General features: G+C 65.5%; 13 protein-coding genes. 4 read left to right on the top strand and 9 right to left on the bottom strand.

The genetic code is table 11. The annotated features are described in order from the left end of the window. Positions 1-89 precede the first annotated feature (89 nt). Positions 90-572: a transporter substrate-binding domain-containing protein gene (locus VUG52_RS25845; RefSeq protein WP_050707406.1), complete on the bottom strand. Its 483-nt coding sequence runs from the start codon at positions 570-572 to the stop codon at positions 90-92. A gap of 228 nt (positions 573-800) precedes the next feature. On the opposite strand from VUG52_RS25845, the gene VUG52_RS25840 reads away from it, so the two are divergent. After that, entirely contained in the window at positions 801-1,277 is a 477-nt protein-coding gene (locus VUG52_RS25840) for a DUF4399 domain-containing protein (RefSeq protein ID WP_050707405.1), read from the top strand. Between the two features lie 58 nt (positions 1,278-1,335). Here VUG52_RS25840 and VUG52_RS25835 read toward each other — a convergent pair whose 3' ends face one another. Together VUG52_RS25835 and VUG52_RS25830 are read right to left on the bottom strand one after the other, a co-directional pair. Further along, positions 1,336-2,205, bottom strand: a complete 870-nt coding sequence (locus VUG52_RS25835; RefSeq protein WP_050707404.1) for a LysR family transcriptional regulator — start codon at positions 2,203-2,205, stop codon at positions 1,336-1,338. A gap of 168 nt (positions 2,206-2,373) precedes the next feature. Further along, positions 2,374-4,605 (bottom strand): heavy metal translocating P-type ATPase, encoded by a 2,232-nt coding sequence (locus VUG52_RS25830; protein WP_050707403.1) that lies wholly within the window; start codon positions 4,603-4,605, stop codon positions 2,374-2,376. A gap of 110 nt (positions 4,606-4,715) precedes the next feature. Between VUG52_RS25830 and cadR the strand changes: the two genes are divergently transcribed. Beyond that, complete coding sequence (gene cadR, locus VUG52_RS25825; protein WP_050707402.1) at positions 4,716-5,159, top strand: cadmium resistance transcriptional regulator CadR; 444 nt, start codon at positions 4,716-4,718, stop codon at positions 5,157-5,159. Between the two features lie 102 nt (positions 5,160-5,261). Here cadR and VUG52_RS25820 read toward each other — a convergent pair whose 3' ends face one another. From VUG52_RS25820 to VUG52_RS25810, 3 genes are read right to left on the bottom strand one after another with little or no spacing between them, the layout of a single operon-like run. Continuing rightward, positions 5,262-6,233 (bottom strand): thymidylate synthase, encoded by a 972-nt coding sequence (locus VUG52_RS25820; protein ID WP_050707399.1) that lies wholly within the window; start codon positions 6,231-6,233, stop codon positions 5,262-5,264. A gap of 48 nt (positions 6,234-6,281) precedes the next feature. Beyond that, positions 6,282-7,091, bottom strand: a complete 810-nt coding sequence (gene lgt, locus VUG52_RS25815) for a prolipoprotein diacylglyceryl transferase (RefSeq protein WP_050707398.1) — start codon at positions 7,089-7,091, stop codon at positions 6,282-6,284. 16 nt (positions 7,092-7,107) lie between these two features. Further along, positions 7,108-7,890 (bottom strand): sulfite exporter TauE/SafE family protein, encoded by a 783-nt coding sequence (locus VUG52_RS25810; RefSeq protein ID WP_050707397.1) that lies wholly within the window; start codon positions 7,888-7,890, stop codon positions 7,108-7,110. A 131-nt stretch (positions 7,891-8,021) separates the two neighbouring features. On the opposite strand from VUG52_RS25810, the gene VUG52_RS25805 reads away from it, so the two are divergent. After that, on the top strand, positions 8,022-8,768 hold the full coding sequence (locus tag VUG52_RS25805) for an NRDE family protein (protein WP_050707396.1): 747 nt from the start codon (positions 8,022-8,024) through the stop codon (positions 8,766-8,768). Positions 8,769-8,877: 109 nt separating this feature from the next. Here VUG52_RS25805 and ptsP read toward each other — a convergent pair whose 3' ends face one another. Together ptsP and VUG52_RS25795 are read right to left on the bottom strand one after the other, a co-directional pair. Continuing rightward, on the bottom strand, positions 8,878-11,151 hold the full coding sequence (ptsP, locus tag VUG52_RS25800) for a phosphoenolpyruvate--protein phosphotransferase (protein WP_050707395.1): 2,274 nt from the start codon (positions 11,149-11,151) through the stop codon (positions 8,878-8,880). Positions 11,152-11,173: 22 nt separating this feature from the next. Further along, positions 11,174-11,653: an RNA pyrophosphohydrolase gene (locus tag VUG52_RS25795; protein WP_028688498.1), complete on the bottom strand. Its 480-nt coding sequence runs from the start codon at positions 11,651-11,653 to the stop codon at positions 11,174-11,176. 141 nt (positions 11,654-11,794) lie between these two features. Between VUG52_RS25795 and VUG52_RS25790 the strand changes: the two genes are divergently transcribed. Then, positions 11,795-12,451 (top strand): HAD family hydrolase, encoded by a 657-nt coding sequence (locus VUG52_RS25790; protein ID WP_050707394.1) that lies wholly within the window; start codon positions 11,795-11,797, stop codon positions 12,449-12,451. A 120-nt stretch (positions 12,452-12,571) separates the two neighbouring features. On the opposite strand, the gene VUG52_RS25785 is transcribed toward VUG52_RS25790, so the two are convergent. Continuing rightward, positions 12,572-12,997: a DUF2269 domain-containing protein gene (locus VUG52_RS25785; RefSeq protein ID WP_262950717.1), complete on the bottom strand. Its 426-nt coding sequence runs from the start codon at positions 12,995-12,997 to the stop codon at positions 12,572-12,574. Positions 12,998-13,089: the final 92 nt, after the last annotated feature.

Genomic DNA, 13,089 nt, shown 5'->3' with positions numbered 1-13,089 from the left:
ATCTCTGCGTCACCTGGGGCTGCTACGCAGCCCTTTCGCGGCACAAGGCCGCTCCTACAGGTCGGTGCGGACTTGCATTGGTAGCATGACTACTGTCCGGCGCTGGTCTCGCGCGCAGCCGTAAGCCATTTCTTCTCCAGCGCTGCCAGGCGGCCATCGTCCTCGATCCGCTGCAGGGCATTGTTCACAGCCGTCTCGAAGGCCGGATTGCCCTTCTGGTACGGGATCACCAGTTTCTGACTGGCCAGGGTACGAATGGCGTCGAGCTTGTCGCTCAGTTCGATGTCCTGCTTGTTGAAGGTCATGTCGTACTTGCCGCTCTCCACCCCGGGCAGCACCTCTTCGGCGGCGGTCTCGACGAACTCGGCCCGCACATCCAGCTCCTTGGCCAAGGCCTGCCCCAACTCGATCTCGAAGCCAGTCAGGTGTTCGTTCTCCTTGAACGCATAGGGTGGCGCGTCGCCAAGCACGGCGATGCGCAGTTCGCCACGGTCATTGATTTCGTCGATCAGTTCGGCCTGGGCCAGTGGGCTGAACAGTACCGCCAGCAGAATGCCAATGGTCAAACGCATGAGTGCCCCTTTCTTGTTCGGCAGATGAAGTGCATTCGCCGTGGCTTTCTCGTCTGCCCCGGTCGAACGCAGCCTAAGACCTCCAGGTCGCGGCAAGGTTTTCTTCTGCCCTGAAATATTTCTGTCCCTGTTTTTGAACCTCTGCCGGCCGAGCTGGACTATGGTGAAGTACCGCCATACTTCGTTTAAGTGATAGCGGTCAATTGAAGTGAATCACAGGAGAAGTGAATGAAAAGCCTAATTTCGCGTGCTGCCGTCGCCGGTCTGCTGATGGGGGCGTCGGTGTTCGCCAGTGCCGCGGATGCCCTGAAGAGCGAGCAGCCACCGGAAGGCGCCAAGGTCTTCATCGTTTCGCCCGCCGATGGGGCCACGGTCGACAAGACCTTCACCGTCAAGTTCGGCATCGAAGGCATGGGCCTCAAGCCCGCAGGTGACCAGACCCCGCACACCGGCCATCACCACCTGCTGGTGGACGTGGACAAGGCCCCGCTGGCCGACCAGCCGCTGCCCACCAGCCTGATGCCGGAAAACAACGCGCCGCTGCCGGCAGGTCCGCAGGTGTTGCACTTCGGCAAGGCGCAGACTGAGGCGACCATCACCCTCACGCCAGGCAAACACACCCTGCAGCTGGTGCTGGGCGACAAGTACCACGTGCCGTTCAAGCCAAGCGTCGAGTCGCAGAAGATCACCGTCAACGTGAAGTGACCCGCCGCGCCATCGCCGGCCGGCCCGCTTGCCGGCGATGAGCTCATTGCCGGCCGTTTCAGAACTGCGAGCCAACCACTTCCTGCGCCACGCCCAGAAAAGCCGCCGGCAGTCGCGCCTGGCGCCGTTCCTTCAGGCAGTACAGGTACTCGTGCATCACCGGTGCCTCCTCCAGCGCCAGCACCCGCAGTTCCGGGTTATGCGGCACCTCGTGGCGGGCGATGATGCTGATGCCGATATTGCGCAGCACCGCCTCGCGGATCGACTCGCGGCTGCCGATCTCCAGCAAGGCCCCGGCCTTCACATTGGCTTCTTGCATCATCTGCTCGGTCAGCTTGCGCGTGGTCGAGCCCTGCTCGCGCATCAGCAGGCAATGCCCGGCCACCACGTCGATGGACACCGCCTGACGCTGGGCCAGCGGATGATTGCGGTGCACCGCCACCACCAGCGGGTCGGTGCCCAGCACCCGGCGCACCAGGCGCGCATCCTCGAGCAGTTGTGAGGACGCGGCGATATCCACCCGGTAATCCTCGAGCATCTCCAGCACCTGCTGCGAGTTGCCGATTTCCACTGCCACTTCCACCTGGGGCAGGCGCTCGCGGAAGATCTTCACCAGGTCGAGGATGTAGTAGGGCGCCGTGGCGGCGATGCGCAGGCTGCCCTGGGCCTGACCGCTGTTGCGCAGCTCGAACTCGATGTCGGCCTCCTGCTGCAGCAGTGCCTTGACCATCGGCAGCAGGCGCACGCCTTCCTCGCTCAGCACCAGGCGCCGGCCACCGCGGTAGAACAGCTCGACGTTGTATTGGCCTTCGAGATTGCGAATCTGCGTGGTCACCGTCGGCTGGCTGAGCCCGAGCTTCTTCGCCGCCAGGGTGATGCTGCCCAGACGGGCCACCATGTAGAAGGCTTTGAGCTCGGCGCTCAGCATTGTGGATAACCTCTAGTTGAAAGATTCGCTGTGTACTCTGTAGGAGCGGCCTTGTGCCGCGAAAGGGCTGCATGGCAGCCCCAGGATTTCGGCATCATGGGACATCGCTGGGGCCGCGTTGCGGCCCTTTCGCGGCACAAGGCCGCTCCTACAGGGAACGTCCCAACCTTACTTGCGCAGCAGGCGTAAGCCGTTGAACACCACCAGCAGGCTCACGCCCATGTCGGCGAACACCGCCATCCACATGGTGGCCATGCCGGCAAAGGTGATCGCCAGGAAGATCGCCTTGATCCCCAGGGCCAGCACGATGTTCTGGGTGAGGATCGCCGCGCTTTGGCGCGACAGCCTGACGAACGCCGGGATTTTGCGCAAGTCGTCGTCCATCAGCGCCACGTCGGCGGTCTCGATGGCCGTGTCGGTGCCGGCGGCGGCCATGGCGAAGCCTATCTCGGCACGGGCCAGGGCCGGTGCGTCGTTGATGCCGTCACCGACCATGCCGACCCGATGGCCCTCGCCGTACAGGCGCTCGATGCTGGCCAGCTTGTCCGCCGGCAGCAGGTTGCCCTCGGCGCGATCGATCCCCACCTGGGCGGCGATGGCCTGGGCGGTGTGGGGATTGTCGCCGGTCAGCATGACAGTCTTGATGCCCAGCTCGTGCAGTTCGGCGATGGCCTGGCGGCTGCTGTCCTTGACCGTGTCGGCCACGGCGAACAGCGCCAGCGGACCGGAGCGGTCGAGCAGCAGCACCACGGTCTTGCCCTGGCGCTCCAGCACATCGAGCTGCGCTTCAAGCTCCGGGGAGCACAGGCCGAGCTCTTCCACCAGGCGATGGTTGCCCAGGTGGTAGGTCTGGCCCTCGATATCACCGCGCACACCGCGACCGGCCAGGGCGGCGAAATCGCTGACCTCGCTCAAGGCCAGGCTCTGGTCCTTGGCAAACAGGGCGATGGCACCGGACACCGGGTGATCGGAGCGGGCAGCCAGGCTGGCGGCCAAGGCTTGGGCCCGGCCTTCGAACAGCGGGTCGAGTACCTTGCTGTCGGTCTGCACCGGCTTGCCGTGGGTGATGGTGCCGGTCTTGTCCAGGGCGAGGAAGTCCAGCTTGCGCCCGCCTTCGAGGTACACGCCGCCCTTGATCAGGATGCCCTTGCGCGCCGCCGCGGCCAGGCCGCTGACGATGGTCACCGGGGTCGAGATCACCAGCGCGCACGGGCAGGCCACCACCAGCAGCACCAGGGCGCGGTAGATCCAGTCGAACCAGGCGCCGGCCATGAACAGCGGCGGGATCACCGCCACGGCCAGGGCCACGGCGAACACTACCGGGGTGTAGATGCGCGAGAACTGGTCGACGAAGCGCTGGGTCGGCGCACGGGCGCCCTGGGCCTCCTCGACGGCCTTGATGATCCGCGCCAGGGTCGACTGGCCGGCGGCGGCGGTGACGCGGTACTCCAGGGCGCCGGCCTGGTTGATGGTGCCGGCGAACAGCTTGTCGCCCACGGCCTTCTCGACCGGCAGGCTCTCGCCAGTGATCGGCGCCTGGTCGACGCTGGACTGGCCACTGACCACCTCGCCATCCAGGCCGATACGCTCGCCCGGACGCACCCGCACCAGGGTGCCGATCGGCACCTCGCGCACGTCGAGCTCGCGCCACTGGCCGTCAGCCTGCTGCACGGTGGCCAGGTCCGGCGCCAGTTGCATCAAGCCGCCAATGGCATTGCGCGCGCGATCCAGCGAGCGTGCCTCGATCAGCTCGGCGATGGTGAACAGCACCATGACCATGGCCGCCTCCGGCCATTGGCCGATCAGCACGGCGCCGGTCACGGCGATGCTCATCAGGGCATTGATGTTGAGGTTGCGGTTCTTCAGGGCGATCCAGCCCTTCTTGTAGGTGCCCAGGCCACAGCCGAGGATCGCCGCCAGGGCCAGCGCGGCGACCACCCACTCCGGCGCCTTGCCGGAGAAGTGCACGACTTCGGCGGCGATCGCGGCAATACCCGACAAGGCCAGCGGCCACCAGCGGGTCTTGCTCGGCTGGGGTGCATTGGCGCTGCCGTCGTCCTCGGCGGCCAGCGGTTCGGCCTTCATCCCCAGGCTGTCGATGGCCCGCTCGATCTCGGCGGTGCCAACCAGCGTGTGGCGCACGCCGAGCACCCGGTTGATCAGGTTGAATTCCAGCTGCTCGATGCCGGCCAGCTTGCCCAGCTTGTCCTGGATCAGGGTCTGTTCGGTGGGGCAGTCCATGGCCTCGATGCGGAAGCGGCTGAGCTGCGCCTGGGCGCTGGCCTTTTCGGTCAGCTGCACCAGGGCCGGGGCAGCCTTGCTGGCACAGCAGCTGTGGGCGTGGGGCTCATGGCCATGCGCGTGGTCATGCTTGTGGTCGGGGCTGACAGGCTGGTTCATGGAATCATCCTTAACTGAGCACTGGCCTCTGCGGATATCCACAGAGTGGTTGTTGCCAAGTGAACACCCTGTAGTCACTATAGGGTCAAGCCCTCTGCTGGAGATTTGCCATGAAGATCGGAGAACTGGCCAAGGCCACCGACTGCGCCGTGGAGACCATCCGCTACTATGAACGCGAGCAGCTGCTGCCCGAGCCCGCCCGCAGCGACGGCAACTATCGGCTCTACACCCAGGCCCATGTCGAGCGGCTGACCTTCATCCGCAACTGCCGCACCCTGGACATGACCCTCGATGAAATCCGCAGCCTGTTGAGCCTGCGCGACAGCCCCGACGGCTCATGCGGCAGCGTCAATGCGCTGATCGACGAGCATATCGAGCATGTGCAGGCGAGGATCGACGGGCTGGTGGCGCTGCAGGCGCAGCTGGTGGAGTTGCGCCAGCAATGCAATGCGCAGGGGGCGGAGTGCGCGATTCTGCAGCAGCTGGAGACCAATGGGGCGGTGACGGTGCCGGAGACCGAGCATTCCCATGTGGGGCGCAGTCACGGGCATTGATACCAAAAGCATCGCGGGGCAAGCCCGCTCCCACGTGACTAAATGCATACGTGGGAGCGGGCTTGCCCCGCGACTGCGTCAGCTCAGACAGATGAAGATCTGTCAGACCGCCATCGGCGCCGTCATCGGCGCATGGTGCTCGTAGCCTTCCAGCCAGAAGTCGCTCGGCTCGATCTTCTCCAGCCACTGCGGCTCGTATTTGCCGGTCTCGGCGAATGCCGGCACGCGGTCGCTGATCACAAGCTTCGGCGCGGCCAGCGGTTCGCGCTTCATCTGCTCGCCCAGCATGTCCAGGTGGTTCTCGTACACATGGGCATCGCCGATGAAGTAGGTGAACCAGCGCGGGGTGTAGCCGGTCAGGCGGCCGAACAGCGACAGCAGCGCCGCGCCTTCGGTGAGGTTGAACGGCGTGCCCAGGCCCAGGTCGTTGGAGCGGATGTAGAGGGTCAGGGAGATTTCCTTGGTCTCGACATTCGGGTGGAACTGGTACAGCAGGTGGCACGGCGGCAGGGCCATCTCATCCAGCTGGGCGCAGTTCCAGCCGTGGAACAGGATGCGCCGGCTGCCCGGGTCGTTGGCGATGGTGTCCAGGCACTGGCGCACCTGGTCGATGGCCTTGTACAGGATGACGAACGCCTGGCCGTCTTCCTCGTCCTGGGCGATACGGCGGAAACCGGCCTTCTCGGCCATCTCGATGGCCGCCGGGTTGCTCAGCGGGATACGCTTGTAGCCCGGCCACTGGCGCCATTGCACGCCGTAGATCTCGCCGAGGTCGTCATGGCCCTGGCGGAACGGGTTGGCCAGCCACTGGGCGTTCTCGTTGGCGTTCTGGTCCCAGACCTTGCAGCCCAGCTCGCGGAACTCGCCGGCGTTCTTCACTCCGCGCAAAAAGCCCACCATCTCGCCGATCGCCGACTTGAACGCCAGCTTGCGCGTGGTGATGGCCGGGAAGCCTTTCTGCAGGTCGAACTTGAGCATGGCGCCCGGCAGGCTGATGGTGCGGATGCCGGTGCGGTTTTCCTGCAGCGTGCCGTTTTCGATGACGTCACGGACCAGATCTAGATACTCTTTCATGGCTTACCTGTAGCAAGAACGGCAGGAGGATCGCCCCTGCCGTGAAAATCAGACGGTGGCCTTGGCCGACGGTTTACGGTTGTAGGCCCACCAGATCAGGAAGATGCCGCCGACGATCATCGGCACGCAGAGCAGCTGACCCATGGTCAACCAGCCGAAGGCGATGTAGCCCAGCTGGGCGTCGGGTACCCGCACGAATTCCACGATGAAGCGGAAGATGCCGTAGAACAGCGCGAACATGCCGGAAACGGCCATGGTTGGGCGCGGCTTGCGCGAGTACAGCCAAAGGATGACGAATAATGCCACACCTTCGAGGGCGAACTGGTACAGCTGCGACGGGTGACGCGGCAACTGGGCCGGGTCGCTGAACGGCGGGAACACCATTGCCCACGGCACGTCGGTGGCCTTGCCCCACAGTTCGGCGTTGATGAAGTTGCCGATACGCCCGGCGCCCAGGCCGATCGGCACCAGCGGCGCGACGAAGTCCATCAGCTCGAAGAACGACTTGTTGTTGCGCTTGCCGAACCACAGCGCGGCCAGCATCACGCCGATGAAACCGCCGTGGAACGACATGCCGCCTTTCCACACCTCGAAGATCAAGGTCGGGTTGGCCAGGTACTGGTGCAGGTCGTAGAACAGCACGTAGCCCAGGCGCCCGCCGACGATCACCCCCATCGACAGCCAGAACACCAGGTCGGAGAGTTTCTCGCGGCTCCAGGTCGGGTCGAAGCGGTTCAACCGGCGCGAGGCCAGCAGCCAGGCGCCGCCGATGCCGATCAGGTACATCAGGCCGTACCAGTGGATTTTCAGTGGACCGAGGGCCACGGCCACCGGGTCGATCTGCGGGTAAGGCAGCATTGTCTTTCCTCTAGGTTCAGATAAGGAAGCTGAGTCCGACGCAGAACAGCAGCGCGGCGAACAGACGCTTGAGCACGCGCGGCGACAGCTTGTGCGCCAGTCGCGCGCCGTAGCGGGCGAAGAACATGCTGGTGGCAGCGATGCCGACCAGCGCCGGAAGGTAGACGTAGCCCAGGCTGTGGGCCGGCAGGTGTTCCTCGTGCCAGCCCAGCCAGATGAAGCCCAGGGCACTGGCCAGGGCGATCGGCAGGCCGCAGGCCGACGAAGTCGCCACTGCCTGCTGCATGGGCAGGCTGCGCCAGGTGAGGAACGGCACGGTCAACGAGCCGCCACCGATGCCGAAGATGGCCGAGGCCCAGCCGATCACCCCGCCGGCGGCGGTCAAGCCGGGCTTGCCGGGGATGCCGCGGCTGGCCTTGGGCTTGAGGTCCAGGGCCATCTGCGCGGCGATCACCAGGGCGAACACGCCGATGATCTTCTGCAGCATCGGGCCCTGGATCAGCGAGGCGGTCTTGGCCCCGACCAGCGCGCCGAGCAGGATGCCCACGGTCATCCAGGCGAAGATCGGCCACTGCACCGCGCCCTTGCGCTGGTGCTCGCGCACGGCATTGATCGAGGTGAAGACGATGGTCGCCAGCGACGTGCCGACCGCCAGGTGGGTCAGCACCGAAGGGTCGAAGCCCTGCAGGGTGAAGCTGAACACCAGCACCGGCACGATGATGATGCCGCCACCGACGCCGAACAGCCCGGCCAGCACGCCGGCGCAGGCGCCCAACAGCAGATAGAGAGCGAATTCCATTCGTGGCCCCAGTGGAAAACAATCCGGCATGGTAACGGAAGCCAAGCCCGGCGCTCTAGTGAACTCTGTGTCAGATGATGGCTAGCGGTCGGCGGCGCGGGTAGAGTGGCCGAAAACACAGGGGACAACCTATGTGCCTGATCGTATTCGCCTGGCGGCCGGGGACAGCCCGGCCGTTGATCGTCGCGGCCAACCGCGACGAGTTCTACGCCCGGCCGACCCAGGCCCTGGCCGCCTGGGAGGATGCCCCGGGGGTGCATGCCGGGCGTGACCTGGAGGCAGGCGGAACCTGGCTGGGGGTAGGGCCGAACGGGCGCTTCGCCGCGCTGACCAATATCCGCGATCCGCGCCAGCCGCTCGGGCCGCGCTCACGGGGCGAGCTGGTGGCGGCGTACCTTCAGGGCGAGCTGGGGGTCGAAGCCTACCTGGACCAGGTGGCCAGTCGCAGCGGGCAGTACTCGGGCTTCAACCTGCTGGTGGGTGATGGCGAACGGCTGGGCTACCTGCATGCCCGCGAGGCCGCGCCGCGCATGCTGGCGCCTGGTGTCTACGGGCTGTCGAATGCCGGGCTGGATACGCCGTGGCCGAAGCTGGTCAAGGCGCGCAGCGGGCTTGAGGCGTTGCTCGAGGCCGCCGATCCGCAACAGCTATTGGCCTTGCTGGGCGATGCACAGCCCGCGCCGGACGGCGAGCTGCCGGAGACTGGTGTGGGGCTTGCCACCGAGAGGCTGCTGTCGAGCGTGTTTATCGCCAGCCAGAACTACGGGACGCGGGCGAGCACGGTGCTGATCGTCGATGACCAGGGGCGGCGGCGGATGGTCGAGCGCAGTTTCGGGCCGTTTGGTGGGCACCTGGGTGAGGTAGAGCTGGAGGCGTGATCAAGGTATGCATCGCCTGTACTGGCCTCTTCGCGGGTAAACCCGCTCCCACAGGTTGCGCGCAGAACCTGTGGGAGCGGGTTTACCCGCGAAGAGGCCAGTAAGGGCTTCAGAGGGTCTTGTTCGGCCCGATCATCCGCGCCAGGCCAAGGTTCTTCAGCGCCAGTTGCAGCGAGCTGTGGATAACCTGCGGGTTGTCATGGCTCATGGCGTCGGCCAGCAGTTCCTTGGCTTTGCCCAGGTTGATCTGGCGCAGCATCCACTTCACCTTCGGCAGGTTGGTGGCGTTCATCGACAGGCTGTCGAAGCCCATGGCCATCAGCAGGATCGCTGCGGCAGGGTCACCGGCCATCTCGCCGCAGATGCTCACCGGCTTGCCTTCCTCGTGGGCGACGCTGACCACGGTCTGCAACGCCTGCAGCACCGCCGGGTGCAGGTAGTCGTACAGGTCGGCGACCCGCGGGTTGTTGCGGTCGACCGCCAGCAGGTACTGGGTCAGGTCGTTGGAACCGACCGAGAGGAAGTCGACCTGGCGCGCCAGTTCGCGGGTCTGGTACACGGCGGCGGGAATCTCCACCATCACCCCCACCGGCGGCATCGGCACGTCGGTGCCTTCGTCGCGCACCTCGCCCCAGGCACGGTGGATCAGGTGCTGGGCTTCTTCCAGCTCGTGGATGCCGGAAATCATCGGCAGCAGGATGCGCAGGTTGTTCAGGCCCTCGCTGGCCTTGAGCATGGCGCGGGTCTGCACCAGGAAGATTTCCGGGTGATCGAGGGTGACGCGGATACCGCGCCAGCCGAGGAACGGGTTTTCTTCCTTGATCGGGAAGTACGACAGCGACTTGTCGCCGCCGATGTCGAGGCTGCGCATGGTCACCGGCAGCGGGTGGAACGCCTGCAATTGCTCGCGGTAGATCGCCAGCTGTTCCTTCTCGCTGGGGAAGCGCTGGTTGATCATGAATGGCACTTCGGTGCGGTACAGGCCGACGCCCTCGGCGCCGCGCTGCTGGGCACGGGCCACGTCGGCGAGCAGGCCGGTGTTGACCCACAGCGGCATGCGATGGCCGTCCGGGGTGATGCACGGCAGCTCGCGCAGGGCGTCGAGGCCACGGGCCAGCTGGCGCTCCTCCTCGACCACATCGCTGTACTGCTTGCGCAGCACCTCGCCGGGGTTGGTGAACACCTCGCCCTTGTAGCCGTCGACGATCATCTCGATGCCGTCGGCCTTCGAATATGGCAGGTCGACCACGCCCATGACGGTCGGGATGCCCATGGCACGGGCTAGAATCGCCACATGGGAGTTGCCCGAGCCCAGTACCGAGACCAGGCCCACCAGCTTGCCCTCCGGCACCTCGCCGAGCATGGCCGGGGTCAGCTCCTCGCTGACCAGGATGGTGTTGTCCTGGTAGACCAGCGACTGCGAACGGGCTTCCTGCAGGTAGGCCAGCAGGCGCCGGCCCAGGTCCTTGACGTCCGAGGCGCGCTCGCGCAGGTAGTCGTCGTCCATCAGCTCGAAGCGGTTGACGTGCTCGCCGACCACCTGGCGCAGGGCGCCCTGGGCCCACTGGCCGGTCTTGATGACCTCGACCACCTCGCCACCGAGGGCGGCGTCCTCGAGCATCATCAGGTACACGTCGAACAATGCGCGCTCTTCGGGGCGCAGCTGGGTGGCGAGCTTGGCCGACAGCTTGCGCATGTCCTCGCGCACGCCTTCGAGGGCGTTGTTGAACAGCTTGAGTTCGTTGTCGATGTCCTCGACGGTGCGGTCCGGCACCACCTCGAGGTCGGCGGGCGGCAGCATCACCACCGAGCGGCCGACGGCGGCGCCCGGGGAGCCTGGCACGCCGACGAAGCGGGCCTCCTGGATACCCTTGCCCTGGCGGCCCAGTCCACGAATGGAGCCGGTTGCCTCGGCATGGGCGATAACCCCGGCGAGCTGGGCGCTCATGGTGACCAGGAAGGCCTCTTCGCCTTCGTCGAACTGGCGGCGCTCCTTCTGCTGGATGACCAGTACCCCCACCACGCGGCGGTGGTGGATGATCGGCGCGCCGAGGAAGGAGGCGAATTTCTCTTCGCCAGTTTCGGCGAAGTAGCGGTAGCGGGGGTGGTCGGCGGCGTTCTCGAGGTTCAGCGGCTCCTCGCGGGTGCCGACCAGGCCGACCAGGCCCTCGTTGGGGGCCATGCTGACCTTGCCGATGGAGCGCTTGTTCAGGCCCTCGGTGGCCATCAGCACGAAGCGGTTGCTGTCCGGGTCGAGCAGGTAGACGGAGCAGACCTGGCTGCCCATCGCCTCCTTGACGCGCAAGACAATGATACCCAACGCCGTCTTGAGATCTTTGGCGGAGTTCACTTCCTGGACGATCTTGCGCAGCGTATTGAGCATGGCTCGGGGTCGGACTCCGTCGTCAGTCGCGCGTCAGCAGGCGCGGGGCTAGCTCTTTCAGGGCGCGGCGGTATACCTCGCGCTTGAATGTCACCACCTGGCCCAGCGGATACCAGTAGCTGACCCAGCGCCAGCCATCGAATTCCGGTTTGCCGGTGAGGTCCATGCGCACCCGTTGCTCGTTGCTCACAAGGCGCAGCAGGAACCACTTCTGTTTCTGGCCGATGCACAGCGGCTGGCTGTGGGTGCGCACCAGGCGCTGGGGTAAACGATAACGCAACCAGCCACGGGTGCAGGCAAGAATTTCCACGTCCTGGCGTTCCAGGCCCACTTCTTCGTTCAGCTCGCGGTACAGGGCATCTTCCGGCGTCTCGTCAGGGTTGATGCCACCCTGGGGAAACTGCCAGGCATCCTGGTTGATCCGCCGAGCCCATAGCACCTGCCCGGCATCATTCGTGAGAATGATCCCGACATTGGGGCGAAAACCATCCGGGTCGATCACGGCAGCAACCTCGCAAACGCATGTCACCGCATTGTTCCACAAAGCCTGAGCGCGCAGCAACGCGCCCGCCAAGCTTATGTGCAGCGAGGTGAAAACTCCGTATTCTGCGGGACTCTTCCGTGGCTGATGCGAGTGACCGCGATGCGCCTGGCTTTATTCGACCTGGACAATACCCTCCTCGGTGGCGATAGCGACCACGCCTGGGGTGACTACCTGTGCGAGCGGGGCATTCTCGACCCGGTCGCCTACAAGCAACGCAACGATGCCTTCTACCAGGACTACCTCAACGGCACCCTGGACATGCAGGCCTACCTGGCCTTCTCCATGGAAATCCTCGCGGCCAGCGAACCCGTGCAGCTGGAGCAGTGGCACCGCGAGTTCATGCGCGACTGCATCGAGCCGATCATCCTGCCCAGGGCCGAGGCCCTGCTGCGCCAGCACCGCGAGGCTGGCGACCAGCTGGTGATCATCACCGCCACCAACCGCTTCGTCACCGCGCCGATCGCCCGCCGCCTGGGCGTGCGCGTGCTGCTGGCGACCGAATGCGAAGCGCAGGACGGGCGCTATACCGGGCGCAGTACCGATATACCCTGTTTCCGTGAAGGCAAGGTGACGCGGCTGAACCGCTGGATGCTGGAGAACGGCTTTGACCTGGAGGACAGCTACTTCTATAGCGATTCGCTGAACGATGTGCCGTTGCTGGAGGTGGTGGCGAACCCGGTGGCGGTGGATCCGGATCCGAGGCTGCGGGCGGAGGCCGAGCGGCGGGGGTGGCCGGTCGTTTCGTTGCGCGCTTGAAGGCCTGATCGCGGGGCAAGCCCGCTCCCACGATCTGAACTGCTTCCGGGTGTTGGATCAATGTCCAATATCTTGGGCGCAACTCGATCTGGCGTGGGAGCGGGCTTGCCCCGCGATGCTTCAGACCGGCTTGGCGCCCATCAGGCCCGCGATGGACAGGAAGCAGACGCCGCTGAACAGCGCCAATGCCAAGGTGAACTTCAAACCCACGGTTTCAGCCTTGCGCATCCGGTTCAGACGCACCACCAGCCACCACACGGCAAACGCGCCCAGCGTATAGATGATGCTGGACGCCAGCACCCAGGTCTGCCCCAGCGGCCAGCCGACCAGGTGCACCAGCCACCAGCCGGTGAACGGCATGCTCACCAGGCACAACCCCATCAGCAGCCAGACGAACACCAGCGGTCGGCGCAACAGCTTGCCGTAGGCCTCGGCATCGCCCTGGCGGCGGGCGCGGACAGTCCAGATCGCCAGGCCCAGGCCGCCCAGCAGCAACAGGGCGGTGGCGAGGATATGCAGGGTCTTCAGGGTGGTCAGGTGTTCCATGTCTTCATCGTCCTTCAGCAGGGTAATTCGCGCCCGTCTCTTCGCGGGTAAACCCGCTCCCACAGGTGACGCGCCAACCCTGTGGGAGCGGG

This window comes from Pseudomonas sp. LH21 (assembly GCF_036549575.1).
Taxonomy (GTDB): Bacteria; Pseudomonadota; Gammaproteobacteria; order Pseudomonadales; family Pseudomonadaceae; genus Aquipseudomonas; species Aquipseudomonas peradeniyensis.
This window is presented reverse-complemented; position numbering and strand designations above follow the sequence as displayed.

Bases quoted from the DNA above. Each gene is read 5' to 3' on its own strand.
- VUG52_RS25830 (WP_050707403.1), bottom strand. From the start codon at position 4,605: ATGAACCAGCCTGTCAGCCCCGACCACAAGCATGACCACGCGCATGGC.
- lgt (WP_050707398.1), bottom strand. From the start codon at position 7,091: ATGCTGCCTTACCCGCAGATCGACCCGGTGGCCGTGGCCCTCGGTCCA.
- VUG52_RS25805 (WP_050707396.1), top strand. From the start codon at position 8,022: ATGTGCCTGATCGTATTCGCCTGGCGGCCGGGGACAGCCCGGCCGTTG.
- VUG52_RS25790 (WP_050707394.1), top strand. From the start codon at position 11,795: ATGCGCCTGGCTTTATTCGACCTGGACAATACCCTCCTCGGTGGCGAT.
- VUG52_RS25785 (WP_262950717.1), bottom strand. From the start codon at position 12,997: ATGGAACACCTGACCACCCTGAAGACCCTGCATATCCTCGCCACCGCC.
- VUG52_RS25835 (WP_050707404.1), bottom strand. From the start codon at position 2,205: ATGCTGAGCGCCGAGCTCAAAGCCTTCTACATGGTGGCCCGTCTGGGC.
- VUG52_RS25810 (WP_050707397.1), bottom strand. From the start codon at position 7,890: ATGGAATTCGCTCTCTATCTGCTGTTGGGCGCCTGCGCCGGCGTGCTG.
- VUG52_RS25845 (WP_050707406.1), bottom strand. From the start codon at position 572: ATGCGTTTGACCATTGGCATTCTGCTGGCGGTACTGTTCAGCCCACTG.
- VUG52_RS25820 (WP_050707399.1), bottom strand. From the start codon at position 6,233: ATGAAAGAGTATCTAGATCTGGTCCGTGACGTCATCGAAAACGGCACG.
- VUG52_RS25840 (WP_050707405.1), top strand. From the start codon at position 801: ATGAAAAGCCTAATTTCGCGTGCTGCCGTCGCCGGTCTGCTGATGGGG.
- ptsP (WP_050707395.1), bottom strand. From the start codon at position 11,151: ATGCTCAATACGCTGCGCAAGATCGTCCAGGAAGTGAACTCCGCCAAA.
- cadR (WP_050707402.1), top strand. From the start codon at position 4,716: ATGAAGATCGGAGAACTGGCCAAGGCCACCGACTGCGCCGTGGAGACC.